At 52.7% G+C, this 25,045-nt stretch carries 25 protein-coding genes; 20 read left to right on the forward strand and 5 right to left on the reverse strand.

Going from position 1 to position 25,045, the window contains the following annotated elements; genetic code table 11:
• Window positions 1-387 precede the first annotated feature (387 nt).
• Together OOF89_RS20295 and OOF89_RS20300 are read right to left on the reverse strand one after the other, a co-directional pair.
• A complete protein-coding gene (locus tag OOF89_RS20295) occupies window positions 388-1,149 on the reverse strand; it encodes an IclR family transcriptional regulator (protein ID WP_266082370.1) in 762 nt (253 codons plus the stop codon).
• Between the two features lie 275 nt (window positions 1,150-1,424).
• Window positions 1,425-2,387, reverse strand: coding sequence for a mannonate dehydratase (locus tag OOF89_RS20300; protein WP_266082372.1), 963 nt, complete (start codon window positions 2,385-2,387; stop codon window positions 1,425-1,427).
• 172 nt (window positions 2,388-2,559) lie between these two features.
• Here OOF89_RS20300 and OOF89_RS20305 point away from each other — a divergent pair, with 172 nt between their 5' ends.
• From OOF89_RS20305 to OOF89_RS24575, 5 genes are all read left to right on the forward strand, one after another.
• Window positions 2,560-3,348 (forward strand): SDR family NAD(P)-dependent oxidoreductase, encoded by a 789-nt coding sequence (locus OOF89_RS20305; protein ID WP_266082374.1) that lies wholly within the window; start codon window positions 2,560-2,562, stop codon window positions 3,346-3,348.
• Window positions 3,349-3,439: 91 nt separating this feature from the next.
• Window positions 3,440-4,489, forward strand: a complete 1,050-nt coding sequence (locus OOF89_RS20310; protein ID WP_266082376.1) for a TRAP transporter substrate-binding protein — start codon at window positions 3,440-3,442, stop codon at window positions 4,487-4,489.
• A gap of 44 nt (window positions 4,490-4,533) precedes the next feature.
• Window positions 4,534-5,100, forward strand: a complete 567-nt coding sequence (locus OOF89_RS20315) for a TRAP transporter small permease (RefSeq protein WP_266082378.1) — start codon at window positions 4,534-4,536, stop codon at window positions 5,098-5,100.
• On the forward strand, window positions 5,093-6,397 hold the full coding sequence (locus OOF89_RS20320) for a TRAP transporter large permease (protein WP_266082380.1): 1,305 nt from the start codon (window positions 5,093-5,095) through the stop codon (window positions 6,395-6,397). The genes OOF89_RS20315 and OOF89_RS20320 overlap by 8 nt, the downstream gene beginning before the upstream one ends.
• Before the next feature lie 220 nt (window positions 6,398-6,617).
• A complete protein-coding gene (locus tag OOF89_RS24575; protein ID WP_328517207.1) occupies window positions 6,618-6,764 on the forward strand; it encodes a UxaA family hydrolase in 147 nt (48 codons plus the stop codon).
• 44 nt (window positions 6,765-6,808) lie between these two features.
• On the opposite strand, the gene OOF89_RS20325 is transcribed toward OOF89_RS24575, so the two are convergent.
• Together OOF89_RS20325 and OOF89_RS20330 are read right to left on the reverse strand one after the other, a co-directional pair.
• Window positions 6,809-7,312, reverse strand: a complete 504-nt coding sequence (locus OOF89_RS20325; RefSeq protein WP_266082382.1) for an SRPBCC domain-containing protein — start codon at window positions 7,310-7,312, stop codon at window positions 6,809-6,811.
• Entirely contained in the window at window positions 7,309-7,647 is a 339-nt protein-coding gene (locus OOF89_RS20330) for an ArsR/SmtB family transcription factor (protein WP_266082384.1), read from the reverse strand. Before OOF89_RS20330 ends, OOF89_RS20325 begins: the two co-directional genes overlap by 4 nt.
• Before the next feature lie 1,102 nt (window positions 7,648-8,749).
• Between OOF89_RS20330 and OOF89_RS20335 the strand changes: the two genes are divergently transcribed.
• The 7 genes from OOF89_RS20335 to OOF89_RS20365 all read left to right on the forward strand — a co-directional run bounded on the left by OOF89_RS20335 (window position 8,750) and on the right by OOF89_RS20365 (window position 14,888).
• The gene (locus OOF89_RS20335) at window positions 8,750-9,805 is read left to right on the forward strand and encodes a mannonate dehydratase (protein ID WP_266082386.1); all 1,056 of its coding nucleotides are present in this window, start codon (window positions 8,750-8,752) and stop codon (window positions 9,803-9,805) included.
• A gap of 130 nt (window positions 9,806-9,935) precedes the next feature.
• Complete coding sequence (locus OOF89_RS20340; protein WP_266082388.1) at window positions 9,936-10,367, forward strand: nucleoside 2-deoxyribosyltransferase; 432 nt, start codon at window positions 9,936-9,938, stop codon at window positions 10,365-10,367.
• A 42-nt stretch (window positions 10,368-10,409) separates the two neighbouring features.
• Window positions 10,410-10,865, forward strand: a complete 456-nt coding sequence (locus OOF89_RS20345) for a nucleoside 2-deoxyribosyltransferase (RefSeq protein WP_266082390.1) — start codon at window positions 10,410-10,412, stop codon at window positions 10,863-10,865.
• A gap of 300 nt (window positions 10,866-11,165) precedes the next feature.
• Window positions 11,166-11,966, forward strand: coding sequence for an IclR family transcriptional regulator (locus tag OOF89_RS20350; protein WP_266082392.1), 801 nt, complete (start codon window positions 11,166-11,168; stop codon window positions 11,964-11,966).
• 133 nt (window positions 11,967-12,099) lie between these two features.
• Window positions 12,100-12,891: an SDR family oxidoreductase gene (locus OOF89_RS20355; RefSeq protein WP_266082790.1), complete on the forward strand. Its 792-nt coding sequence runs from the start codon at window positions 12,100-12,102 to the stop codon at window positions 12,889-12,891.
• 9 nt (window positions 12,892-12,900) lie between these two features.
• Window positions 12,901-13,722, forward strand: coding sequence for a fumarylacetoacetate hydrolase family protein (locus tag OOF89_RS20360; protein ID WP_266082394.1), 822 nt, complete (start codon window positions 12,901-12,903; stop codon window positions 13,720-13,722).
• A gap of 62 nt (window positions 13,723-13,784) precedes the next feature.
• On the forward strand, window positions 13,785-14,888 hold the full coding sequence (locus tag OOF89_RS20365; protein WP_266082396.1) for a mandelate racemase/muconate lactonizing enzyme family protein: 1,104 nt from the start codon (window positions 13,785-13,787) through the stop codon (window positions 14,886-14,888).
• Between the two features lie 29 nt (window positions 14,889-14,917).
• Here OOF89_RS20365 and OOF89_RS20370 read toward each other — a convergent pair whose 3' ends face one another.
• Window positions 14,918-15,631 carry a metal-dependent hydrolase gene (locus OOF89_RS20370; RefSeq protein ID WP_266082398.1) on the reverse strand — a complete coding sequence of 238 codons (714 nt, stop codon included), beginning with the start codon at window positions 15,629-15,631 and terminating at the stop codon, window positions 14,918-14,920.
• 98 nt (window positions 15,632-15,729) lie between these two features.
• Here OOF89_RS20370 and OOF89_RS20375 point away from each other — a divergent pair, with 98 nt between their 5' ends.
• The 8 genes from OOF89_RS20375 to OOF89_RS20410 all read left to right on the forward strand — a co-directional run bounded on the left by OOF89_RS20375 (window position 15,730) and on the right by OOF89_RS20410 (window position 24,703).
• Window positions 15,730-16,563, forward strand: a complete 834-nt coding sequence (locus tag OOF89_RS20375; protein ID WP_266082400.1) for an NAD-dependent epimerase/dehydratase family protein — start codon at window positions 15,730-15,732, stop codon at window positions 16,561-16,563.
• Window positions 16,564-16,567: 4 nt separating this feature from the next.
• Window positions 16,568-17,503: a nucleoside hydrolase gene (locus OOF89_RS20380; RefSeq protein WP_266082402.1), complete on the forward strand. Its 936-nt coding sequence runs from the start codon at window positions 16,568-16,570 to the stop codon at window positions 17,501-17,503.
• Window positions 17,504-17,542: 39 nt separating this feature from the next.
• Window positions 17,543-18,007 (forward strand): universal stress protein, encoded by a 465-nt coding sequence (locus tag OOF89_RS20385; RefSeq protein WP_266082404.1) that lies wholly within the window; start codon window positions 17,543-17,545, stop codon window positions 18,005-18,007.
• Window positions 18,008-18,350: 343 nt separating this feature from the next.
• On the forward strand, window positions 18,351-19,130 hold the full coding sequence (locus tag OOF89_RS20390) for an energy-coupling factor transporter transmembrane component T family protein (protein ID WP_266082406.1): 780 nt from the start codon (window positions 18,351-18,353) through the stop codon (window positions 19,128-19,130).
• The gene (locus OOF89_RS20395) at window positions 19,127-20,875 is read left to right on the forward strand and encodes an ABC transporter ATP-binding protein (protein ID WP_266082408.1); all 1,749 of its coding nucleotides are present in this window, start codon (window positions 19,127-19,129) and stop codon (window positions 20,873-20,875) included. Before OOF89_RS20390 ends, OOF89_RS20395 begins: the two co-directional genes overlap by 4 nt.
• 48 nt (window positions 20,876-20,923) lie before the next feature.
• Window positions 20,924-21,859, forward strand: a complete 936-nt coding sequence (locus OOF89_RS20400) for a nucleoside hydrolase (protein WP_266082409.1) — start codon at window positions 20,924-20,926, stop codon at window positions 21,857-21,859.
• Between the two features lie 298 nt (window positions 21,860-22,157).
• Entirely contained in the window at window positions 22,158-22,787 is a 630-nt protein-coding gene (locus OOF89_RS20405; protein WP_266082411.1) for an ECF transporter S component, read from the forward strand.
• 1,508 nt (window positions 22,788-24,295) lie between these two features.
• Window positions 24,296-24,703, forward strand: a complete 408-nt coding sequence (locus OOF89_RS20410; RefSeq protein ID WP_266082413.1) for a hypothetical protein — start codon at window positions 24,296-24,298, stop codon at window positions 24,701-24,703.
• Window positions 24,704-25,045 lie beyond the last annotated feature (342 nt).

Genomic DNA, 25,045 nt, shown 5'->3' on the forward strand with positions numbered 1-25,045 from the left:
ATACTGGACACAGTTTGCTTAGCGACTCGATTCTGTTTGACACGAAAAATCATTCCGCAGGCAGACTGACGTGAGGACGATATCGGGATACCTGCATGGTAAAAGTGCGCCTCGATACAGCGGTCCGATAGTTTTCGGTCGACTACGGCTCTGACGGTGTATCCGTAGTGACGATTGCCCCGAGAACAACGAAGACATCTTTGAACGAGAATGTTTGGCCGGAGGACCTGTCGTGAGTCGAAGAACGGGCCAAAAGCGTCCCGTCGCCCGCTGCGGGACGGCGGAAGACGTCAGCGGCCTCACGGTATTTCTCGTATGTGAACTTGAACTACCTCACCGGCGAGATGACTACGTCGACGGCGAATTAACCCTATAAGGGTATGGAATTCAGTAGTGTTTGGACTTTAGTTCGACCACATTTGCTGTGTTTTGGAGCGCCGGAAGCAGTTCCTCCTGGATTCGTTCGGGGGTATAATCGTGCTTCGGTCCAGCGACAGAGATGGCAGCATCGGGGGTCTCAAAGTCACTCTCGAGTAGGATGGCGACGGATTTGACACCTTTGACGCGCTCCTCGGCCTCGACGGCGTACCCCTGAGACCTAATTGTCTCGATCTCGTCAAGCAGGGCGTCACAGTTGCTGATCGTGTGCTCTGTTGCCCGTGGGAGCCCATGGCTGTCGGCGATCTCAGTGATCTCCTCGTTTGACTTCTGAGACAGTAGCGCCTTGCCGAGCGCTGTCCAGTGCATCCGGGTGTACTCACCAGTCGGCGCGTTATTGAAGATGGCACCGGTCGGCTCGGTTCGATACAGCATCACCCGGTAGCCGTCTTCCTCGCATCCTATGGTGGCGACCTCACCCGTCGCCAGTGCCAGATCATCGATTTCATTGCGGCCTACCTGATATAGGTTGTTGTTATGTCGGATCTGCCCTCCTACCCTTAGGAATCGGAGGCTAAGTTGATACTCCCCGTTTTGCTTGACCGCGTATCCGGCATCTTCCAGTGTCTTGAGATATATATGGGCCGTGCTCTTTGGGATGTCCATATGGTCCGCCAGCTCTCGGACCCCACAACCGTCGAGTTCCCCCACGTTCTCGACGATCTCGAACACGTTTTTGACCGCCTTGATCCGGTTTGGCTTGTTTGTCATTGTGTATCTGTCACGTACCAATGCCTCAATATTACTTTCGAAATGAGTCCAATATTACTGGACACCTGCCTTCATAATTAATGATGTTTTAATATTGTTCGTACCGTCAGCGGTTACCGTTGAATTGTGACTCAATTGGTGGACGAGCGTGGACTAATGGCATAGGAACGAGAGAGGCGAATACGGTGGAACGATGAACCGTCATCACAGTTGATCAGAGGAAAGAACGGCATGCCTACGCGCCAATTCGGCAGGCCAACGATGCGTCAGTCGATCTATTGTTGGGTCTGTTCCAGCAGACCTCGCATGTAGCCGACCGCGAACAGCCGCCCCTTGGTATGGTAGCCAGGGTTAGAGTTGTCCTCGTCGACCATTGTCGGGACGTGATCCGGACGCATCACTACGTTGTCGGCAACAGCGTCCCGGTATGCTTCCATCGCCGCGAGCATGTCATGGGGGCCCTCGTCGTGCCACGTCTCGACGAAGTTGTTGGCGTCACCTTCGACGTCCCGGAAGTGGACGAAGTTGATGCGATCGCCGAACCGCCGGATCGTCGCCGGGAGGTCGACGCCCATTGCGGCGAAGTTGCCTTGGCAGAACGTTATGCCGTTGTGCTCGCTATCGTAGATGTCGAGGACGCGCTGATATGCCTCGGGACTGTTGACGATTCGAGGAATTCCGCCCAATGACTCCCGTGGCGGGTCGTCCGGATGGAGACCGAGCTTCACCCCCGCCGCCTCTGCGACTGGCGTAACCTCTTGCAAGAAGTATTCCAGCGCATCCCAGATATCTTCGCTCGAGGCATTGACTGCCGGTTCTACCCCGTCCCTATGCATCCGGTCGTTTGAGTACGCAGTCACCAGCGAGCCGCCGCGAGCCTCGACGTGCGTCTCGGTGCGCGCCCAGCGGATGCCAATCATCCAGTCATAACAGACGACCGGAATATCGAGCTGTCCGCAGTGCTGGATGAACTGCTTGAATTCTTCAATATCCTCGTCGCGACCTTCCCGTCCAAGCCTGACGCGGTCGGTCAGTGGAACGCTCCCCTCAATGACGCTGATGTTTAGCCCTGCGTCCTCGCACCAATTTTTGAGACGCAGAAGGTCGTGATACGACCAAGAGGTCTTGCCGTCTCCGATCTCTAAGGTGTGTATAACGGCGTTCTCTATGCCCATCTGTTTGGCAAGTTGCCATCTCTCGTCTGGCTGTGGCGGTTGGACTACCGCTAAGTCGACCATAGCGTGACGAATTAGAACCACGCTTAAATAGATTTGTTTTGAACGGATTTCTGCCGAAACCTTCCTCTTCGTCCGGCGGCAAAAGCGTGTGAGGTCAGGGGATGTGAGCGGATCAGTCAGGTCCGGGAAAAAATAGAAATACGCCCTCGTGCAAACCTTTGATGAACCACGAATGAGCGACACGTTTGCAGGAGACGCAGCTATCGTCACGGGCGCATCGAGAGGTATCGGAAGCGGAATTGCAACTAAACTCGCGGAACAGGGAGCGTCAGTAGTGGTCAACTACCACTCTTCGAAGGACCGAGCGGAGTCAATCGTCGACGAGATCACCGACCGGGGAGGTGAGGCCGTTGCAGTACAGGCTGACGTGAGCGACGAGGATGATGTGGTAGCGATGGTCGAGGCGACTGTCGACCACTTCGGCTCGCTGGACGTGATGGTGAACAATGCAGGCATGACGACAGTCGGCCCAGCGGAGGAGATCACCGTCAAGGATTGGCGGCAGGTGATCGACGTAGACCTGACTGGCGTGTTCATCGGTTGCCGTGCCGCAGGGCGACAGATGCTCTCCCAGGACGACGGCGGGGCGATCGTCAACGTCGCGTCGATGATGGGTGAGATGGGATTCCACATGCGGGCGCCATACTGTGCGGCGAAGGCAGGCGTCATCAACCTTACTCGAACGCTTGCTGTGGAGTGGGCGGAAGATGGCGTCAGCGTGAACGCACTCGCTCCGGGGTTTATCCAGACGGACATCACGGACCAGACGCAGGATTCGGTAGGGTACACCGACACCGACATCCGTCGGCGGACGCCGATGGCGCGGTACGGCACCGTCAAGGAGATGGCCAACTGTGTGAGTTTCCTGGCACGAGGTGATAATTACGTAACCGGGGAGGTGCTCCGGGCCGACGGCGGATGGGCCTCGGACGCGTGGCGGTACCGCGAGAATCGCGCGTAGCGGCGTCGAACGCACTATCAGCAAGAACAGTGGCGAAATTCTCCTCGGAGAAAAGATTTTTATTATTAAGGCAGAACCTGTGTGATGAACCATGGTAAATGGAGCTTCCGGTGTCAGTAGACGGTCATTAGTCAAAGGACTCAGCACAGGCGTTATCGCTTCGATGGCAGGCTGTTCGGGCAACAGTGGCGGATCCGAAGGAAATAACTCAGGCGGTAGCGGCGGTGGTGACGCTGACGTGAGTTTCACCATCGCTAGTACGTTCGAACCAGAACACGTCTTGGTCAAGGCTACAAAGAACTTCAAGAAGAAAATCGAATCCGAGTCAGACGGTGACGTTTCGGTCGAGATCAGCGCTGGCGGTTCATACGGATCCGAGGACGAGATCGGCGAGCTCGTCAATCAGGGTGGTGTCGAAGCCCACGCTGCCGGGAGTTTCCCCTACTTCCAGTATGCACCTGCATACTGGTTCTTCGGTTGTCCGTTCGTCATCTCGGACTACGATCAGCTCCTCTCGGTGCTGGACAGCGATAAGATGCAAAAGGGTCACGACACCCTGAAAAAGAAAGGAAATCAGCGCCCCATCGGCCAACAGATCTATCGCGGGAACAGGAACTTCACGTCCAACAAGCCGATAAAGAGTCCGCAGGACGTAAAGGGATTGAACCTCCGACTCCCCGAGCTCGATCCATGGGTGGCGACTTGGAAGGAAGTCGGAGCGTCGCCAACGCCCATCGCCCTCGACGAGCTGTACAGCGCTCTCGAAACGGGGACGGCCGATGCTTCCGAAGGCGGTGCTTCGCAGATTTCCTCGTTCAACCTCAACGAGGTACAGAGCCACCTCAGTCTCACCCAACATCTGGTGGCCAACGGGAACATGTACATGAATGAACAATTCTTCCAGGGCCTCGACCAGACATATCGGGATATGATTCTCGAACTCGGAGAAAAAGCGACTGAGGAGGCATCACAGACCGCAATGGATCGCGAAGAGAATCTTATCGACGAACTCAAATCGAACGGGATGACCGTCGTGAAGGATGTCGATCACGAGGCGTTCCGTTCGGCCGCCAAACCTGCGGTCAACCGGTTGTTCAAGAACACCTGGGAATTCGACTGGAAGACGATTCAGAACTTGTAGTGTTATGCAACGTACCAACACTGAAATGACCACACCAACTAACAATGGAAGTTGATCAATCACTCGATCTGAGAAAAGACACTCTCTTCGACAGGGCTGTACTGTACACAGCTACAGCCCTTTTCACTCTCACGATCGTTCTCACAACGGTGCAGGTTTTCGTCCGATGGTTCAACATCCCGACATTTGGGGTCCTTCATTGGACGCAACCGGCGGCAAAGTTCTTGTTCATCATCGCGACCTACTTCGGAGCGGCCGTCGCCATCCGGAATGGCGAACACATCTCGATACGGTTCATGCTGGAACGGATCAAGAATTGGAACACCAACGTCGGAAGATTACTCAGTATCTTCAGCGACCTCATCGTCATCGGGTTTCTCGGCGTCGCTCTTCGAGCGACGGTCGTGATGGCCACCGACGCTTGGTCGACGTCCATCGGGGGAATCGGATTCGTCACGTCTGGCTATATCTACTTCGGCATAAGCATTGGAATCTCACTGACGATATTGTATGCCGCCGTAGACCTCGGAGTTACCATGAAACGAATCGCCACCGGTTTCGGCACAGACGGGCCGGAGACGGAAATCGGGGAGGGAACGATCGATGAATGAACTGCTCGTTCTCAGCGGGTTGCTGCTAGGGGTACTTCTCGTACTGTACGCGCTGGGCGTTCCCGTGGCGATTGCGATGGGATCCACCGTTGTCATCGTTATGCTCTCCCCCTACGGCAACGGTATTAACTACGGCGTCATTGCCCAACAGCTGCTTTATGGGCTCAACAGTTTCACGATGCTGGCGATCCCATTCTACCTACTCCTGGGACGGCTGATGAACCGCATCGGGATGACTCAGCGCATCTTCGACCTGGCCAATTCCATGGTCGGCCAGTTCCGCGGCGGGATCGCCCATGTCAACATCATTGCTAGCATGATCTTCTCGGGGATGTCTGGGCTGGCAGTGGCCGACGCGGCCGGTCTCGGCCGTGTGGAGTACGCAGCCATGCGCGATCAAGGGTACGAAAAGGACATCTCGCTCGGCGTAACCGGCTCCTCCGCGATTATTGGACCGATCATCCCGCCGAGCGTGCCGATAATTATTTATGCCGTGCTTGCCGGTGAATCTATTGGACAGCTGTTCATGGGCGGCGTGGTGCCAGGGATTCTCATCGGTCTGTTCCTCATGATGCTCGTGTTCGTTTTCGTCTACCTGCGAGGGTACGAGACCGAGGACTCGTTCAGCCTCGCTCAGTTCTGGTCATGTCTCAAGAATGCAGTCTTTCCCCTTCTGGCCCCAGTACTGATCGTAGGGGGGATCGTAACCGGTCTCTTTACGGCTACGGAGGCGGGCGCAATTGCCGTGGTTTACACGGTTCTCTTAGGTGCGTTCGTCTACAGCGAACTCACGCTCGGCGAACTGGTAGAAGAGCTCCAGTACAGTATGGTCGAAACGTTCTCATTAACATTCATTGTCGGCATTGCGTCGCTGTACGGGCTGGTCGCGCTACAGCTCCGGCTTCCCATACTTATGGCAAACCAGATCACCGGTTTCTCCTCCGACCCCACAATCGTTATGCTACTCCTGGTTGGCGTCCTATTGATCGTCGGAACGTTCATGGAGACGATCGCGGCGATAACGATTCTCGTGCCGATCTTCCTCCCAATACTCAAGATCGCGAACATCGATCCAATCCACTTCGGAATCGTAATGATCCTGACGTTGATGCTCGGTCTCCTGACACCGCCGTTCGGCGTTATCCTCTTCGTATTAGAGAAAGTGACCGATGCGAGTCTCGAAGAGGTGATGCGGGCCATCGTCCCATACTACGTTCCGATATTACTTGCTCTCCTCCTTACGATATTCTTCCCGGATATCGTCATGATTCCGGCGACCGAGGTGATGAGCGGCTGATATTAAAGCCACGTTCAGTCATTCGCCCATTATTCGGCGATGGCTGGGCCGACGGGACATTTTTAGTTGCGTATAAAATTGAGTCCGGCCACTTTCGAAAGATGCAAACGGGAGGGCGAATCCGACGAAATGCGAATCTACGCCGAAATGATGCTGACGCTGGTTACATGGTTGGCGGTCGTCAGGCTATTGCCGTCCGAACGGCTGGAACACTAGAGTCATGCACCATCAGATATTAACGTGCTTACCCGTGCCTACCCGTGATCAAGTCGAGCGGACGCTGTCGGGTATCGCCTGCGACCCGAACGCCGGGGCGGTGCTTGTTGTGTCGTCGGGAACAGAAATTTACGACTGCTCAAATCTATAAGCGGAAGTGGGGTGTTCAACAGGACCCCCGAATCAATCCGTGCGCTACGCCTCCTCAACGATGTCTGCGAGGTTTCCGAGAGAGTCATTCCATCCTTCGTTGGCGTCTTGGGGCGGGATGTTTTCGGGGATTCCCGCCTGGTGAGCTGTGACCTCGGTCCCGTCGGAGACCTTCTCGAAGGTAACCGTGGTCGTCATCTCGCCGGTCATTCCTGGATCGTCGGATTCGAATTCCTCGGTGTAGACGATCCGCTGGCCAGGAGATAGTTCCTCGTATGTCCCGTGGAACGTGTGAGCATACGGTTCCAATTCATCGATGTCGGCAGTAAACGACATGCGGAAAGTGCCGCCCTCCGTGGCGTCGAACTCGTGAACTTCACAGGAAAAGCCCTCTGGCGAGAGCCACGCGGCGAGTTCGTCAGGATCGACGAAGGCTTCATAGACTCTCTCTGGTGTGGCTTCGATCACGCGGTTGACGGTAATACTTCGATCTTCATCTGTGGTTGCCTCATTCCGGGGTTCTCTTCCGTCATCGGTGTTGTTTCTCATTGGTCTTCTTGCTCCAGATGGTCGGCCAACGCGTCGAAGCGGTCCTCCCAGAGGACGCGATACCGGGTCAGCCATCCAAAGGCTTCACTCAGCGGCGCGGCATTGAGGTGACATCGTCGAACCCGGCCGTCCTTCTCGATATCGAGTAATCCTGCATCTTCCAACACGTGTAGGTGTTTGGAGACTGCCGCCAACGAGACGTCGTGTGGGTCGGCGATCTCGCCGACGCTTTCGGGGCCATCGGCGAGTTGTTCGAGGACCTCTCGGCGAATTGGATGGGCTATTGCCTTGAAAATCGCGTCGAGATCCTGGTCGTTCGGCTGTTGTTCAACCATCCGGTTGAACGTACAGCACACTCAATATTAAACCTATTGGTTAAACAAATTGCCTTCGACGATTCTGGCAGAGAGCGCGTCTCTCGACGAGAATAAAACCAATTACACTCTCTATATTGGATGGAGCGAATCTTCTCCCGCCTAAATTTCTAAGCGAAAGCAACCCCACCCTGGGACCCTCAGGTCAAACTATGCGGTACACCTCCAGAATCCGAGCTGGATATGTTCATCTCCACAAGAGTAACATTTGAACAGATAGAACATATTAGTGACTATTTGAAAATTATATCATTATCAGTATCATTCTGTAGTCTTCAATACATTGGTAAGATTAGATGATAAATCAACTTTTAAATAGACGATATGAAACTAAAACCGTCAGATAGCGCCCTTAGAGAGCTTCATTTGACAAATAAACAGCTCATCGAATTTGTGAACATTCTAGCCTTACCACCACTATATCTAAACTATACATGATATTACAAGTTCTGATATTTTTGTTATATATCATTTCCGTATATATACTTCCAATTTGATCGAGTTTTTCGCACAATAGATCTACGTCCACTCAAATCCGACATCTCAGAATAGTACATCAACACTGACAACATCTACCAACCCAATTTGAATTACAACACTAGTTCTGTAATTTCATGATTCCCCTCGATTTTAGCATTACTAAAACACTCGTTTCCACCCCACGTCATAATTCTCTCCATCTTTGGAAGCACAATTATTAATGGTTGAGAATGTAGCGATGGCTTAGCTTCACCCATGTATAAAACTCATTTATACCTCCCAAATATGCTATGAATATATCCTATGTTTACTATTGCTAAACAAATCGAAAAAGCAGTATCGGGGGAGAACAGTCTCACAGGGAACTAGCATATTCTCGTTATGAATCGTGGTGGTTATTTGGGCCGGTAGTGAATCGATTCCACTCTCGACGTCCCTTGTGTGTGAAATCGACGTTGAAGACCACAAAAAGACAGTAGGTCTCAAACCCTTGTTGCTTCGTCGCTCACGACTGCCATCTCGTACCGCGCCGAGTTCTTGGTAGGAGGTAATATTATATAGCATACTTCACAATTAGGTACTGATGTCAAACCAGACTGCTACTAGTGTAGCTACGGGTCGCGAGCGATTCGACCAACTCCCGATGCGGGTTGCGATGGGCTCTTATCAACCGCTTACTGACGAGGTTCTTCGACTGATGCAACAGCTTGGTGTGGATGATGTTCTGCTCACACCGCACCGACATCCAGGCTTCGAATCAGCGATGCCGATGGGGAGGGCGTGGACTATCGACGAAATACGGGAGATCCAAGCAAAGGTCGAATCCCATGATCTTCGTCTCTTTGCATTCGAGAAGATGCCGATTCCTCTCTACGAAATCCTCCTCGGTGACGGCGATCGGGAGAAAAAAACGGAAGCAATCAAAACGACGATTCGAAACATGGGTGAAGCTGGGGTTCCAGTTCTCGGATATAGCGGGCACCCGCCAGATGGTGCCGTTCGGACGTCTCGAACCGTAAAGATACGCGGTGGTGCCGAAGCGTCGGCGTTCTCTATGGACGATATCGATAGCGAGACGCTGCTATACGACCGTGAATACGACGAAGAGGAGATTTGGAATGCGTACGAATCGTATCTTGAAGAGGTCGTTCCGGTTGCCGAAGAGGCAGGGGTCAAGCTCGGTATTCACCCGAGTGACCCACCCGTAGAACGCCTTGGCGGGGTCCCGCTCCTGTTTCGAAATTTCGAGAACTTCAAACGGGCGCTTGATCTCGTTCCGAGTGACAATCACGGTCTCAAGTTTTGTCTCGGATGCTGGTCTGAAATGGGCGAGAACATTCCGGAAGTGCTTCGCTACTTCGGTGGCGAAAACATCATTTATGTCCATTTCCGTGACGTCGTTGGAACCGTCCCGTCGTTCCACGAGACGTTCATTGACGACAAAGCAAGCAACTTCGACGAGTATGAAGTAATGCGTACGTTACAGGATATCGGTTTCTCCGGGGTCATGACTCCTGATCACGTACCGGCTATGGAAGGCGACACCGAATGGGAGTTCGGTAGCGTAAGCGGACGAACGTACACCGTCGGCTACCTGAAGGGGTTACTCAAAGCAGTTCGCGAACAAACAGATGTGTAGCGTCGCAACGGGCGGACCCGAACGAACGATATCCGTCGCGTATAGACCGAGCGTAGCGAGCATCCGTCGTATCTAAGCGTCAGTTCACTACCCCAAATATTTATTACTATTCTCTCGAATTCCACAATCGATGTCACTGAACATCTACTTCGCGGCACCTCTGTTCACACAGGCAGAGTTAGAATTCAACGAGCGTGTCTGTGGTATGCTAGAAGATGACGGTCATGACGTCTTCTTACCCCAGCGAGATGGACTCGAAAGCGACACACTTTCGGAAGAAAAGGGTGCCGGAAACGCAATGCAGGAAATCTTTGAACTCGACCGACGGAACGTTCTCGATGCTGATCTGGTCACGGCGACGCTTGACGGACGCGTCCCATCCGAGGGAGTCTGTGTCGAGATGGCATTCGCCTACGACCACGATATTCCAGTCATCGCCCTCAAAACTGACCGCCGAACCTTCGGATTCCGTGAGGAGTACAACGCCATGCTGTACGGACTGTTCGAGGAGAAGGTCGAAACGCCAGAGGAACTCGTGGCCACGGTCAGACAGTACGACTGAGGACACGAACTTTTATCTATTTCACATGCATTGTCGGGGTTGATGCAAATTTACTTTGCAGGTCCGCTGTTTAACCAAGCCGAGCGTGATTTCAACGAGCGCGTGTGCAACGCGTTGGAAGCCGAGGGGTACGAAGTATTCCTCCCGCAACGAGACGTCGGCGATATCGGCGAGTTAGAGGTCATGAACCAAGAGGACGTAACGACCGAGGATGTACTACAGGAGATATTCGAGATCGACCGCCAGGGCGTCCTCGATGCCGATATCGTTACTGCGACACTCGACGGACGCGTCCCATCAGAGGGAACCGTTATCGAGGCTGCAATCGCCTACGAACACGATATCCCGGTCATCGGCCTCAAGACTGACCGCCGCGTTTTTGCGATGGACGAACCGTACAATGCAATGGTGTTCGGGGTTCTCGATGATATCGTTGAAACTCCCGACGAACTCGTGAATGCAGTCAACGAGCGAGCGGCTGAGATCGTATCGAATTAAAAATACGTACAACCCTTCCCAGTTTTTATCGGTACGTGACATTGTGATGGTACTGCTACGGTGGCCAGAATAGAGTGCAAACAAGTCTTAATTCGATCACCCCTGTCGACCCTGACTCGATTATGGGGGAGAGCCATCTCTAACCGTATTGTGTTGCTCACGTCTACCCATCACTGGCGTCATCCGTCTTCGTTAATTAGTGAGCCTCTACTACAAAGAACGGAACGATATAATGGAGGCGCAAACCTGTTTAGTAATGATGAACAAAATCTTTTACCATGCGGCTTTCAACCTCAGCCAATGAAGAAAGCGAAAAACCCGGTTGGGGCGGTCGAAACGACTATCCGAATAATCGAAGCGCTCGAACATCTTGACGGGGGAACGGTGACCGAGCTTGCGGAGTACCTCGGGGTAACGAAAGGAACAGTGCACAATCACCTTGCAACGCTTCAAGAGCATCAGTACGTCATCAATCGAGGTAGTGAGTACACTCTGAGCCTCAAATTCCTCGTCATCGGTGAGTATCTCCGAAATAACAACGTCTTGTACGAGCACGCGAAAGAGGAATTGGAAGCCTTAGCCGAACAGACCGGCGAATACGCACACCTCTCGACTGAGCAATATGGGCTCAGTCAGAAACTTCATAAAGTGCAAGGAAAGAACGCGGTCGGAAGTGAGTATCAAAAGGCAAAACTGCAAAAACCGGATTGTCTTCATTACACGGCGACTGGAAAGGTTATCCTCGCGCATTTACCCGAAGAACGGGTAGAGGAGATAATCGATCACTACGGTCTTCCGGAGCGAACGAAGCACACTATCACCGATAGGGGTGAACTGGACGAAGCGCTCGAAGCCATCCGTGAACGAGGCTTCGCATTCAACGATGAAGAGGAAGTCACACGAATGCGCGCCGTCGGCGCCCCAATCTGCGACAGCGAAGGGGCCATCCTCGGCGCGGTGAGCGTTTCTGGCCCGATTAGTCGAATGAAGGGTGAACAGTTCAGAGAAGAGATTCCGGAGAAGGTGGTGAATACAGCGACGATCATCGAAATGAACATTAATATGACAGAGCGTCGTGGAAATATGCCGAATTACGTGTGAATTTCGAACCAATCGATCAGAATCGTTTGCTTGTTATTTCCTCGCACATGGTATTTAGTAGTGGTAAACGAAATCGTGTCTTTCATCGGCGAAAGTTTTTATACATGCGTTCTCAGATAGTCCTGTGTCGAAAATGGACTATGAAATAGCGGGCAATACAGCACTAGTTACTGCATCGAGTAGTGGCCTCGGAAAATCGTCGGCAATAGCGCTTGCGAGTGAAGGGGCAAACGTTGTCATTAACGGCCGGGACGAAGGCCGCCTCGAAGAGGCAGCGGAAGATATCCGGTCTGTCGCGGAGGGTGAGGTTCTCACCGTACGGGGTGATTTGACCGATCCTGACGATATCGAGCGGCTCGTTACCCGGACTGTCGACGAGTTCGGCGGAATAGACCACCTCGTGACCAACGCCGGCGGCCCACCGAGCGGTTCGTTCATGGAGACGGACGACGAAGATTGGTATGCCGCGTTCGATCTGCTCGTGATGAGCGTCGTTCGACTCGTCCGGGAGGCTGCTCCGTATCTATCTGACAACGGTGGTGGTACTATCGTTACCATTACGTCCCGAAGCGTCAAGGAGGCGATCCCATCACTCGTTCTTTCGAACGCTGTCCGCATGGGCGTTATCGGACTCGAGAAAACGCTTTCAAAAGAATTAGCTCCGGAGGTCCGGGCAAACGCAGTTCTTCCGGCACCGCACGAAACGGCTCGCCAGCAGGAACTTATCCAGGCTGGTGTCGATCGAGGAGAGTACGAAAGCTATGAGGAAGGTCTCGAAAGGAAGGGTGATATCAATCCCCTCGGTCGAATTGGTGACCCAATGGAACTGGGCGACGTCGTCGCCTACCTTTCCTCAGAGCAATCGAGTTTCATCAACGGCGTCGCTATACCTGTCGATGGAGGACAGGGCGCTTCCAATCTGTAAACAAAACCCATGACACAACTCGCAAGAACGGTCGACGGACAACCTATGCTCGGCGACGATAACGGATTCGTCCCGCTCGCGTCCGTCGACGCATCACTTACTACCATTGAGGAGGCGCTACCACTTGCCGCTGCGAACGAACTGCCGAGCCCGACTGATGCGTCTGCGAATCCAGTTCCGCCAGATCACCTTTCGTTTGCCATGCCTCTCGAACGGCTGGGGAAACTTTGGGGAATCGGTCTGAACTACGCCGATCACGCGTCGGATCTGAACGAGGACCGACCAACTGAGCCAGCAAGTTTCATGAAACCGTCGACGACGGCAACCGGTCCCGGTGGGCCGATTCGACTCCCGTCTCGGGATATCTCGGATCGCGTGACTGCGGAAGCCGAACTCGCTTTGGTCATCGGCCGAACCTGCTCCGATGTCGATGAAAGCGATGTCGACGACGTTATTGCTGGCTACCTCCCCGTTATCGACATGACAGCGGAGGATATATTGGAGCGAAATCCACGCTTCTTGACCCGAGCGAAGAGCTTCGATTCGTTCCTCGTGTTCGGTCCTTCTCTGGTGACGACTGACGAAGTTGGTTCACTTGACGTGCTCTCCGTCAAAACCGTCGTCAACGGAAAGGTAGCCGCTGAAAACCGGGTTCGGAATATGATGGCGTCGCCGCGCAAACTCGTGGCATTCCACTCCCGTATCATGACGCTTGAACCCGGTGATGTGATTTCGACGGGAACGCCGGGCGCGAAACAAATTATACCGGGAGATACCGTCAGAGCAGAGGTAGAGAGCGTCGGAAACGTATCTGCGGACGTGGTGAGATGACTCGAAATAGCTTGTCCGTCGATGAACCGATCGTAAATAACCAGTAAACAAACAACGTACCCATGAAAATTACCGAAATTGAGAGTTTCGCCGTATCGATTCCGCTAAAAGAGCCCGTCGCCTTCGCAACCCGCGTTGTCGAAGAACGCGACCACGCCGTCGTATATATTCGAACGGACGATGGCACCGAAGGACTGGGATACACCCTCGGATATGGGGGTGCAGACGTCGTCGCAAAAGCTATCGAAAGCGTCCTCGCACCAATCGTAGAGGGTGAGGATCCCCGCGACACGTCGCGCCTCTGGCGCGAAATGTTTGACAGCACGGTTCAGATCGGCCGCAAAGGCGTGATGGTCAGGGCTATTTCCTGTATCGACACTGCTCTCTGGGATATCAAAGCGAAAGCGGCCGGAATGCCGCTTTACAAACTCCTCGGCGGACATACTGATGAAGTTCCAGCGTACGCCAGCGGTGGATACTATCGCGAGGATAAGGGTCTAGAGGGTCTTCGTGAGGAGATGGAAACCTACGTCGACCGCGGGCATGATGTGGTTAAAATGAAAGTTGGTCGGAAATCGCTCGAAGAAGAAGTCGAGCGGGTCCGAGTTGCCCGTGAGGCCATCGGTCCGAACCGAACGCTCCTCATGGACGCGAACGGGAAATGGAAGAACAAACAGGAAGCAGTCCGTGCATGCCGCAAGTTTGCCGAATACGATCCATACTTCATCGAAGAACCGGTGATGCCTGACAGCCTCGATCTCTACCGGGAGGTCAACGAGTCACTCGACTACGCCGTTGCCGGCGGCGAATTGGAATTCAACCGCTATGGTTTCGCCGATCTCCTCCGAGAAGATGCTGTCGAAGTAATTCAACCGGATGTAACGGTTGTCGGTGGAGTTACCGAGTGGATGCGTGTCGCTGATATGGCTGCGTGCCACGATATACCGGTCGCACCGCACTACAATTGGGACCTTCATATTCAGTTGCTTGCTGCCATCGAGAACGGTCTTTGGATCGAGTACTTCTATCGAGACTCGGACGTGAAGGCCTTCGATGACGTTCTAAAATACCCGATCGAGCCCGAAGACGGGATGATCCAACTCCCGCAACGTCCTGGTCACGGAGTCGAACTCGATCGGGACGCTCTTGACGAGTTCCGGATCTAAGCGGTTCAGGAAACTGATTTTTGACTTGGTTATAGCTCGTATTGAGTATCAACGGATAGATCGACCACGGTCGGAGCGGAATCGCCTGTTCTGTCGGCGAGTTCCGAGATAAACGTGTCCACTTCGTCACTCCCGGGGACGTAGTGAACCGGAATCACCACATCGACATCGATCCAGCTCGCCGCAACAGCCGCGTCGCGAGGCGGGAGCGGCGCTCGGTCGCCGGGTGCGCCACCGACGGGCAGCATTACGACATCCGGCTCATTCAACTCGACGAACAGTTCGAGATCGCTGAATAGTGATGTATCCCCCATATAGTAGAGACTCGTGTCGGAAAATTCGAAGTGAAACCCGAGTGGCATCCCTGACACTCGCTGTCCTTGCGATTCGAAGTATGAGAGGTGACGAGTTTCCAAAATGCGGATTTCGACGGATTCTATCTCGAATGCGTTTCCCCAAATAACCCGGTCGACTTGGTGGGATGGAAGCCCTTCACTGATCAAGTGGTCTGCCACTGCGGGCTCGGTGAAGACCTTTGCTCCGGAGGCTTCCGCGATGGGAAGGGTATCTCCCAAATGGTCGTAGGCACCGTGTGTGACGAGGATGTAGTCGACGTCGTCGAAGTCGGTCAGGGTTGCATCGGACCACTCCGGCTCGGTTATCCATGGATCGACAAGTATGCGCATGTCGTCGCAGTCGATTGCAAACGATGACAGCCCGTAGTACGTGATCGTTGGTGGCATTTCGGCTCACATTGCTGTGTGTGCCCTACCTATAATACAATTCTGCCATCCGTCACCTGAACACTTTTGATGGGGGGTGACAAATGAACACGTTGCCCATGACAACTAACGTTCTACTAACGGGAGCGTTCGGCCGTGTCGGCACCGCAATCATCGACCACCTGGCCGACGACGATCGATACAACTTCACGTATCTCAACCGGTCTGATCGTGACGGCTATGAAACCACCGTCGCTGACGTCTCAAATTACGAATCCATGCGACCGGCATTCGATGACCAGGACGCTGTTATTCATCTCGCAGGATATCCTGAAACTGACGGTACATGGGATCAGGTACTGGAAAACAATATAATCGGGATGTACAATACGCTGGAAGCTGCACGAGATGCGGACGTTCCAAAATTCATCTTCGGATCGACCAACCACGTGGTTGGTATGTATGAGGTCGAATTCAAACCGGAGATCTACGGTCTCGATTTCGACTTGACGGTCGATCACACCTCACCCCGACGTCCCGATTCTTACTACGGTTCATCGAAATCGTTCGACGAAGACCTCGGCCGATACTACGTCGAAAACTATGCGAACCCACGGCAGTTTTACTCACTCCGAATCTGTTCGGTACGACACGAAGCATACGATCATCCATACGGCGATGCCGAACACGGAGTTGATGATGGTAAGTGGGAGCGCGGGAGCGAGCAGTACGAAGAACAGGTCGCTCGAATGAAAGCGATGTGGCAATCGCGTCGAGATTTGGCACAACAGATCGATTGCTGTCTGCAAGATGATGACGTCGAGTTCGATGTCTTCTACGGTGTAAGTGACAATGACCGTCGCTGGTTCGACATCGAACACGCTCGCGATGTGATCGGATACGAACCGAAAGATAACGGCGAAGAATGGGACGCACCACCCGAGGATCGGTGATTCCATGTCCGAAAAACTTCTCCTAGATGTCGATCCCGGAATCGACGACGCCCTCGCGGTCTTGATGGCTCTCGGAAACGATGACGTTGAAGTCGTTGGTCTCACGACAGTGATGGGAAACACGACGATCGAAAATACGACGAAAAACGCACTTTCACTGCTTGAGTTCGTCGACCGCACCGATATCCCCGTTGCGAAAGGTGCAGGCCGTCCGTTTGCCGACGACCTCGTGATGGCCGAATACGTCCATGGTCCCGGTGGTATGCCAAGCTCCGTTCGTGAATCCTTACCGACCCCATCGGGGGACTCGGTCGATACACACGCGGTCGATTTCATCATCGAACAGGCACGCAAACACGGTGACGATCTGACGGTCGCCGCGGTCGGCCCACAAACGAATCTCGCCTTAGCGATGGCGCTGGAACCCGAGCTCCCGAATATGATCGGCGATATCTATCAGATGGGAGGCGCACTAAAAACGACGGGCAACGTGACGCCACAAGCATCGTTTAATTTCTACGTCGACGCGGCTGCCGCCGCACGGGTAGTACAGGACGGGTGGCCGAAAATCGTGGGCCTCGATGTGACTGAACCCGCCTATCTCCCCTCCGAAGCGCGCGATCGCTTCAGAGGAAACGGTGCGTACGGCGATCTCATCGCCGACATATTAGCATATAAAGCGCAGGGGCCGGATGGGACGGTCGCAGAAGGTGGATCGATCACCAGCGATGCTGTCGTGCTCGCGGGAATACTTGGCGACCCCATAACATTTGAGGAAGCTCACGTCGGGATCGACACGACCGGCGGACCGTCGAACGGAGCGACGGTTTACGACGAACACGGAGTATTCGAGAAGCCGCCGAACTGTGACGTTGCTCTCGCGGTAGATGTCGATCAATGTCGTGACAATATTCTCTCGAACCTGGAGACGTTACTATGAAAAGCCGAGGCTTACAAAACCCGCTTCATAAGCACACACATGGATAAAATACTTACAGTCGTCGAACCGGTAGAAACGGACATCCAACTCCTCAAAGAAGCCGGTAGTATCGCCGCTACCGCTGGCGTCGAACTCGTCGTTCTCTCGCTCGTGATCGATGGTAGCGATCGAGCGACAACCGAAGCGATGGATCAGTGGTTGGATATAGATGCCGGAGACGAAAGGACGAATACGAAGATCGATATCGCCAGCAGGTTTGCGACAGCGATTGCCAGTGAAACGCTCGACTCGCTCGACGTAAACTACACTGCTATCGGCGACCACATCGAGAATACGCGGCCATCGGCGAAGGTCATCAACGTCGCGGAGAGTCATGGATGTGATCACATATACGTTACCAATCGGAGTCATTCGCCGACTGGAAAGGCGCTTTTTGGGGAGATGGCTCAATCGATCATCCTCAATTTCGACGGATATGTTACTGTTCGGACGGCTAAGCACTAATTCGACCAGTATTGTTCAGTCGGTCGAGGAAAACGATCGCTTCGGCTGTCCCTACGACGAACCCTCCTTTGGCTGTCGCACCCGGAATTTCCGGGGTGAGAGAAGACAGAGTTGGTATTACGCATGTTACGAGCGGCTGGCGGTGGATCAAAATCGTCCGGCCGGAGGTCGAACGTATCGACGGAAGAGGCTGATGTTCGTCACGTCGCTCATTTTCGAGTTTCTTTCCCTACATGTTTTCCCGCAACAGGGGCAAGATATATATCCATAGTAGTGACACGGTGTGGTATGGGAAAGTGGAACAATAACCAACGGTGGATTATCATTCACAGGGCTTACGACGATGGCTGAAACGAACTCATCGATTTACAGACCAGGGGAAAGCATCCTTCACAGGCTCAATCCGGTGACTTCGATCGTCCTCGCCGTTTGCCTCTCACTGATCGTGTTCATCGTTTCCGACTACCGCGTTGCATTGGTACTGAGCATCGTGTTAGCTGGACTCGTATTCATCGCGAGGGTACACGGGGTAATATTCCGGCTATACGCGACAGTGGCGGTTCCGTTTGCCCTGTTTTTAGTTCTCGTACAGGGGATTCTCAACCCAGCTAATCAACTAACTCCACTCTATACGGTCGGTCCAATTACGGTGTGGAAGGAAGGGTTCGTCGCAGCGCGGCTCATCTTCCTTCGAATTTCGGTTCTGATACTGTCGTTCTTGCTCCTTGCAACGACAGCACAACCACAACGAATTCGCATTGCACTCACTGAGAAGGGAGTCCCGAACAAGTTGGCGTACGTATTCGTCGCCTCGCTTCAAATAATCCCCGAAATCCGTGATCGTGCCCATTCGATCGCGGAAGCCCAGCAAGCACGCGGCCTCGATACGAGGGCGAATATCCGATCAAGATTCAAATCGATCGTCGCCCTCCTCACGCCGCTACTCATTAGCACGCTCATCGCCGCGAACACACGAGCACTGGCACTCAATGCGAGAGGATTTAAGGCAGGTGGGAAGCGGACGTTCCTCTATGAAGTCTCCGACCCAGTCGCCGAACGCGTAGTACGGTATTGCGCGGGTGTAGCCGTGATCGGTGCGATCTTTTGGAGGATCATCGCATGAGTCAACTTCGTCTCTCGAACGTCTCGTTCAGGTATCAAACGCAACCGGAAGACGAAGCCGCCGTCGACGACGTTTCGATCGAAATCGATGCCGGAAGCTTCGTCGGAGTGACCGGAGCAAGTGAATCGGGGAAAGCGACCCTTTGTCGTCTCCTTTCCGGCCAGATTCCGCATTTTTACAACGGTGAGCTTTCCGGTGAAGTTACCGTCGACGATGCTGTGATTAGCGATCACTCGATCGGGGAACTCTCCGCGAAGATCGGTTACGTCTTCGAAAACCCGTACGACCAACTGACCGGTGCGACATCGACGGTTCTCGAGGAGGTCGCCTTCGGGTTGGAGAGTTACGGCCTCGGTCGTGAGGAAATGCGTGAGCAGGCTCGCGAAGCGCTGGCGACCATCGGCATCGAAGACCTCGCCGATCGCCACCCTCAGCAGTTGTCAGGAGGCCAATGTCAACGAGTGGCGATCGCGTCGGTTCTCGCCATGAAACCGGAAATCTTCATCCTCCAACAACCCACTGCACAGCTCGATCCGGAGGGCAGTAAAGAGGTGTTCGATGTCGTTAGCAAGATGAACGATGAAGGGTACACCGTCGTTATCGTCAGTCAGGAGTTAGAGCGCCTAGTACCATACTTGGATCGACTGGTGTACATGGAAAATGGGAAAATCGAGCTCGATGGGACACCGCCAACCGTCCTCACTCGCGCCGTCGAAGCCGATTTCCCGATCACTATTCCCGTGCCGGTGGATATCGGTCACCGTCTCCGTGAATCAGGACTGATCCCAGAGAGCGAACCGGTTCCGATAACAAGCGACGAATGTTTAGCTGAACTACGGCGATCTACAACGACGCCCACGAGCACGGTCGAAAATACTCGGTCACCACAGGAGCCCGAAAATCGAGATACGCCGGAAATATCAGCGTTGGACGCGCAACCGGATGGTGGCGTGACGGTGGATATCGACGACCTTCATCATCGCTACGAAAACGGGATCGAAGCATTATCGGGTGTCTCGATGTCGCTCGAACACGGCTGTGTCTGCCTGATCGGGCAGAACGGTGCCGGAAAATCGACTCTCATCAAACACCTCAACGGCCTCCTCAGTCCGACAAAAGGAACCGTTTGTATTCGAGGAAAGGATACCCGCAATCACTCGGTCGCACAACTCGCCCACGATGTCGGACTCAGTTTCCAGAATCCGGACGATCAGCTGTTCCACAGTTCGGTCGAAGAGGAGGTAAAATACGGACCGCGAAACCTGGGCTACGACGAGCAAGAAGTGGCTACAAAGACGGAGTGGGCGCTCGAAATGTTCGGTCTTGTGGATCGACGAACTGAAAACCCGTACGACTTCGGTGACGCGTGGCGAAAGCGCGTCGCTGCTGCCTCCGTCGTCGCAATGGACACTCCGATAGTCGTTCTTGATGAACCCACGAGTGGGCAGGATGCGCCGGGACAGGAGAGTCTAAGCGATGCGGTCGAGGCCCTTGTCGATCGGGGCAAATTGGTGGTGGTCATCACGCACGACATGGATTTCGTTCGAGAACATGCGGATCGAACGATCCTTCTCGCCCAAGGGACGGTCATCGCTGACGGGGAGACGAGAGCGATACTCAGCGACAAGAAGACGCTCGCCCGTTCGAACGTCCTTCCACCGACCGTAATGGAGCTCGGACTCGAGTTAGGAGTCGGCCCCGTGCTTTCCACGGACGATTTGCTCAAAGCTATCGGAGCAGAATAGTTCACGAACAAAAATAACGAAATAATAAATAATTCACCAATCACGATCATGAGTACGAAACTGTTACTTGACGTAGACCCCGGCAACGACGACGCAATCGCATTGTTCATGGCCCTCGGTGCTGACAACGTCGACCTCGTCGGCGTGACGACCGTAATGGGTAACACGACCATCGAAAATACGACGCGGAACACCCTGTCCCTGCTGGAGTTCGTCGACCGTGCTGACGTTCCAGTCGCGAAAGGTGCGACCCGACCGTTCGCCGACTCGCTCGAAACGGCGGAGCATATCCACGGTCCGGGTGGGCTTCCTGAAAGTGTTCAGAAAGAACTGCCCGAACCGAGCGGTGTACCGATCGACACACACGCGGTCGACTTCATCATCGAACAGGCCCACGAATACGGTGACGAATTGACGATCGCCGCTGTCGGCCCACAAACGAATCTCGCGCTCGCTATCGCAAAAGAGCCCAACCTCCCCAACATGGTTGGCGACATCTACCTGATGGGAGGCGCACTGAAGACGACGGGTAACGTGACTCCACAAGCATCGTTCAATTTCTACGTCGATGCTCCTGCCGCTGCTCGTGTCGTGCAGGATGCGCAGCCAAAGATCGTTGGCCTCGACGTCACTGAACACGTATACGTCGACACGGAAGACATTCGAGCGCTTGCGGAAGAACCGAATCCCTTGTCGACGACGGCTTCTATCCTGGAGTTCAGTATCGAGGAAGTACGGACAAAGTTCGGTCACGACGGAGGCCTCGCGAGTGACGCTGTCATTCTCACGGACATTATCGACGATATCCTCGAATTCGAGGCGGCGTACGTCGAAATTGATACGACGGGCGGTCCGTCGAACGGAGCAACGATTTACGATGAACACGAGGTTTATGAGAAACCGCCAAACTGTGAAGTAGCACTCGGCGTTGACGGGGAGCGTTACGCGTCGGCCGTTTTGAGCTCCCTCCGGTCACTCCACTAATCCTGACAGCGATCTCTGGCAGGGTTGTCACCGTAGATATATTGATTCTGACCGACATGCTCAGGATGGATCCTTGTCTGGCTCGGACAATTGATTCCCTTATCACAACCCGCTAAAATCGGCAATCCGTTCCTTGGCGGTTTCACCTGAATATTCGATTGGATAATACCACGAGCCCGTTGTGGAAACGGTCTGCGACAGGCAAATTCGATAGCACACAATATTCCGAATATTCGAACATGATCTTAACCGGTATTTTTATTATCTGGAAGGGAGGTTTTACATGGTGTGGTAGACGATGGCAGACAACACTAGTAAACAGAGTGGAATATTTGGGTCAGTGAAAACACATGTCAGTTCGGATTTTTCATCGACGACGACATGGGTACTGATTCCAGTAGGAATAGGACTTAACGCCACTGGTGATTTCATTGCGAATACGCTCAAATTACCATTGTTCCTCGACAACATCGGAACAGTACTTCTGGCAATTCTCGTCGGACCATGGGCGGCCGCTCTGACGGGCGGTCTGAGCAACATCATCAGCGGAATGATCGGTAATCCGGTGCAAATGGCATTCGTCCTTACACCGGTCGCAATGGGACTCGTTGGGGGTTATCTGGCCCGTCGGGGATGGTTCTCCAATGCAAAGAAGGTGATCGTACCCGGTATTCTTCTCGGTCTCACCTCGGTTATCTTTTCGGTTCCAGTCGTGGTCATGGTGTTCGGTGGTGTCACAGGCGCTGGAATGAGCGTAATAACGAGTCTCTTTGTCGCATCCGGTCTAAACATCGTGGTAAGCGCCCTGATCTCGCAATTAATAGTTGACCTTATCGATAAAACGATCATGGCATATGCAGCGTACTTCATCGCTCAGTCCGTTCCCAAGCGGTACCTCCCAGAGCAGGGGCAGAAAGTACTCTCCTGAAACTCGGAGATTTCCATTGGAACCCTGCTCAAACGTGCTTCGGAACTCCGGATTAGGATCCTAGAAGAAATGGTTAATATTGTACAAGAAGGTGTACTCTCTGAGAATCGTTTTTTGAGAAAGTGGATTTTCATCTGACCACACGACGGTGAACTACGGTGTCTATGTTGACGGGTTGAGCCACGTACTCCGCACGGAACTTCACCGGACGGATCAATACTGTCCATCGAGTCGTCTGCATAGTAACGAACCGAACATGGTAAACGCACCTGGACGTTCGGAATTAGTTGATATTTGTAGCTCATGAGTGTGGGTGAGTGGAACGTCGCCTACGACACACCAGAACAGGAATTAAAATCGGTCATTGCAACCCGATCCTTTCCAATCAGATAATGCTAATTTCGGCGAATTTTGAATGCTGATTCATACTTTAACCACAATATAACCCTATTCAGTTTGTTGGTTAGTTAATTTATTTTATCACTATTATTATTAAAATAAAAGTGTCTTTGAAAATAATTATTTCCGATTCTTGGTCGCGATACATACACTGGTCGCCGGTAATTATTTTTATAATATTGGATGATTTCGGGGGATGTATTTCTCGAGGATCGACTCTCTGTCTCCAATATTTTCCCGAATTTTTCTCATACGTGCTCTTATGGCGAATTCATTGCCCATCGCCCGTTTAGTTTGATAAATATCAGCGGCCGCTGTCCGATTGTTCTAGTCCTATGCGGTGCAAATAGATTCCGAGCTCTCGAGCATTGTGGACGACAGTTCGTAGCATCTCACTGTCTTATTTCTGGAATTATTAACGATGAATTCGGCAGTAAATCGGTAGGACGGGAGATTGGCTGGTTCCGGTATCGGGCTGTCTACTAACCAACAATTAATCGTGCAATGGTGTCGTTTTGCTGGTTAACCTTCATTGCAGATCATGTGCAAATATCTATCGTAACTAAATAAATTGCTGTCGATCATTTCGACCATCAGATAGAAATGGATTGATTGCAGTACATTGACCTCATAAACGGCAATACAACATCCCGACCTCCAATTCAATCTGTTCGCAGCTCATGTTGCGGACTTTATAGCTAACAATTTCAGCGTCCACCGTTAAACAATGCAATGAGAGTGTGGGCAAGGTAAACTATCGTCCCGTGAATAAGCGTCTGGCTCAGGAGTTTTTTGGGATGTTGGTTTTAAGGAAATAAATGGGCCATAGAGCACTGAGAGATAAAAATCGCGAGGAAGTGAGTATATACTGCTCTATGTTGTGGCTAAAGTTCGTCGAATCGTACACCGTCTTCAAATTATAAGCGGAAGTAGAACCCCCCGGGATCCCCGAATCAATCTGTGGGCAGGTTGTAGTGGGTAGTTTTGGTTTAGTAATGGTCTGACGTCAGGCAGATAAATTGCTCATGAAACCCATTTTGAAATTCAAAATGGAATATGGGACTATTTTTAAATACTCACCCAAAGTATACTACAACGAGTTGACTACAATGGAAATTTCTCGCCGTTCATTCATGCATGTTGGTGGTGTTGCTGGCGTTGCCACTATCTCTGGCTGTTCGCTTCTCTCTGGAAGGACTTCCCCTCCGTCGGGGTCAATCATTGTCGAAAACAATGATTCACTTCCACATCTGGTCGCATTTTCAATTCTTAATGGACCTCAAACAGCCCCAGAGGTAGAGTCGAATGGAAACGGAACCACTTCAATAGAACCTGATTCTGAACACATCTATAAAAATGTGCTCACAAAATCTGGGAATTACAATATAAAAGCGACAGTTGACTCGGGAAACCCGATTCGAATCACAGTAGATCCATCTGCGGGTTCTGATGGTTCTATAATCCGCCTTTCGGTGAACGAATCTGGTTCACTAAACTATACTGTTGAACGTCGATAAGGACGTGAAACAGGATACCGTCTGTCGGAAAGCCTTCGATGCAAGATTAGGATGAAAGTAGTTATCCCCCGAGATCAAGGCAATCATAAATCCCCACGTGCTGCAGGCCAACCCTCGGAGCGATTTTAACTACAACAGCAAAATACGAACGGGAATGGAATCGAATATAATTGAGTCGATGAGTGCCGTTGAACTGTGAGCGGCCAATCAAAGGGTGAAAACCACTACTCATGAAAATCAACAGCGGAATTGAAATCACCCCGGGATCCCCGAATCGATCTGTGCGCAACGCGTTCTCACCCCGAACTGGCTGATCTGAGATGGTTGTACCGAACGACTCGT

Source organism: Haladaptatus caseinilyticus (assembly GCF_026248685.1).
Lineage (GTDB): Archaea > Halobacteriota > Halobacteria > Halobacteriales > Haladaptataceae > Haladaptatus > Haladaptatus caseinilyticus.

What these genes read in the sequence shown, in the direction of transcription:
- OOF89_RS20295 (WP_266082370.1), bottom strand. Translation starts at nt 1,149, where the DNA reads ATGACAAACAAGCCAAACCGGATCAAGGCGGTCAAAAACGTGTTCGAG.
- OOF89_RS20300 (WP_266082372.1), bottom strand. Translation starts at nt 2,387, where the DNA reads ATGGTCGACTTAGCGGTAGTCCAACCGCCACAGCCAGACGAGAGATGG.
- OOF89_RS20305 (WP_266082374.1), top strand. Translation starts at nt 2,560, where the DNA reads ATGAGCGACACGTTTGCAGGAGACGCAGCTATCGTCACGGGCGCATCG.
- OOF89_RS20310 (WP_266082376.1), top strand. Translation starts at nt 3,440, where the DNA reads ATGGTAAATGGAGCTTCCGGTGTCAGTAGACGGTCATTAGTCAAAGGA.
- OOF89_RS20315 (WP_266082378.1), top strand. Translation starts at nt 4,534, where the DNA reads ATGGAAGTTGATCAATCACTCGATCTGAGAAAAGACACTCTCTTCGAC.
- OOF89_RS20320 (WP_266082380.1), top strand. Translation starts at nt 5,093, where the DNA reads ATGAATGAACTGCTCGTTCTCAGCGGGTTGCTGCTAGGGGTACTTCTC.
- OOF89_RS24575 (WP_328517207.1), top strand. Translation starts at nt 6,618, where the DNA reads ATGCACCATCAGATATTAACGTGCTTACCCGTGCCTACCCGTGATCAA.
- OOF89_RS20325 (WP_266082382.1), bottom strand. Translation starts at nt 7,312, where the DNA reads ATGAGAAACAACACCGATGACGGAAGAGAACCCCGGAATGAGGCAACC.
- OOF89_RS20330 (WP_266082384.1), bottom strand. Translation starts at nt 7,647, where the DNA reads ATGGTTGAACAACAGCCGAACGACCAGGATCTCGACGCGATTTTCAAG.
- OOF89_RS20335 (WP_266082386.1), top strand. Translation starts at nt 8,750, where the DNA reads ATGTCAAACCAGACTGCTACTAGTGTAGCTACGGGTCGCGAGCGATTC.
- OOF89_RS20340 (WP_266082388.1), top strand. Translation starts at nt 9,936, where the DNA reads ATGTCACTGAACATCTACTTCGCGGCACCTCTGTTCACACAGGCAGAG.
- OOF89_RS20345 (WP_266082390.1), top strand. Translation starts at nt 10,410, where the DNA reads ATGCAAATTTACTTTGCAGGTCCGCTGTTTAACCAAGCCGAGCGTGAT.
- OOF89_RS20350 (WP_266082392.1), top strand. Translation starts at nt 11,166, where the DNA reads ATGAAGAAAGCGAAAAACCCGGTTGGGGCGGTCGAAACGACTATCCGA.
- OOF89_RS20355 (WP_266082790.1), top strand. Translation starts at nt 12,100, where the DNA reads ATGGACTATGAAATAGCGGGCAATACAGCACTAGTTACTGCATCGAGT.
- OOF89_RS20360 (WP_266082394.1), top strand. Translation starts at nt 12,901, where the DNA reads ATGACACAACTCGCAAGAACGGTCGACGGACAACCTATGCTCGGCGAC.
- OOF89_RS20365 (WP_266082396.1), top strand. Translation starts at nt 13,785, where the DNA reads ATGAAAATTACCGAAATTGAGAGTTTCGCCGTATCGATTCCGCTAAAA.
- OOF89_RS20370 (WP_266082398.1), bottom strand. Translation starts at nt 15,631, where the DNA reads ATGCCACCAACGATCACGTACTACGGGCTGTCATCGTTTGCAATCGAC.
- OOF89_RS20375 (WP_266082400.1), top strand. Translation starts at nt 15,730, where the DNA reads ATGACAACTAACGTTCTACTAACGGGAGCGTTCGGCCGTGTCGGCACC.
- OOF89_RS20380 (WP_266082402.1), top strand. Translation starts at nt 16,568, where the DNA reads ATGTCCGAAAAACTTCTCCTAGATGTCGATCCCGGAATCGACGACGCC.
- OOF89_RS20385 (WP_266082404.1), top strand. Translation starts at nt 17,543, where the DNA reads ATGGATAAAATACTTACAGTCGTCGAACCGGTAGAAACGGACATCCAA.
- OOF89_RS20390 (WP_266082406.1), top strand. Translation starts at nt 18,351, where the DNA reads ATGGCTGAAACGAACTCATCGATTTACAGACCAGGGGAAAGCATCCTT.
- OOF89_RS20395 (WP_266082408.1), top strand. Translation starts at nt 19,127, where the DNA reads ATGAGTCAACTTCGTCTCTCGAACGTCTCGTTCAGGTATCAAACGCAA.
- OOF89_RS20400 (WP_266082409.1), top strand. Translation starts at nt 20,924, where the DNA reads ATGAGTACGAAACTGTTACTTGACGTAGACCCCGGCAACGACGACGCA.
- OOF89_RS20405 (WP_266082411.1), top strand. Translation starts at nt 22,158, where the DNA reads ATGGCAGACAACACTAGTAAACAGAGTGGAATATTTGGGTCAGTGAAA.
- OOF89_RS20410 (WP_266082413.1), top strand. Translation starts at nt 24,296, where the DNA reads ATGGAAATTTCTCGCCGTTCATTCATGCATGTTGGTGGTGTTGCTGGC.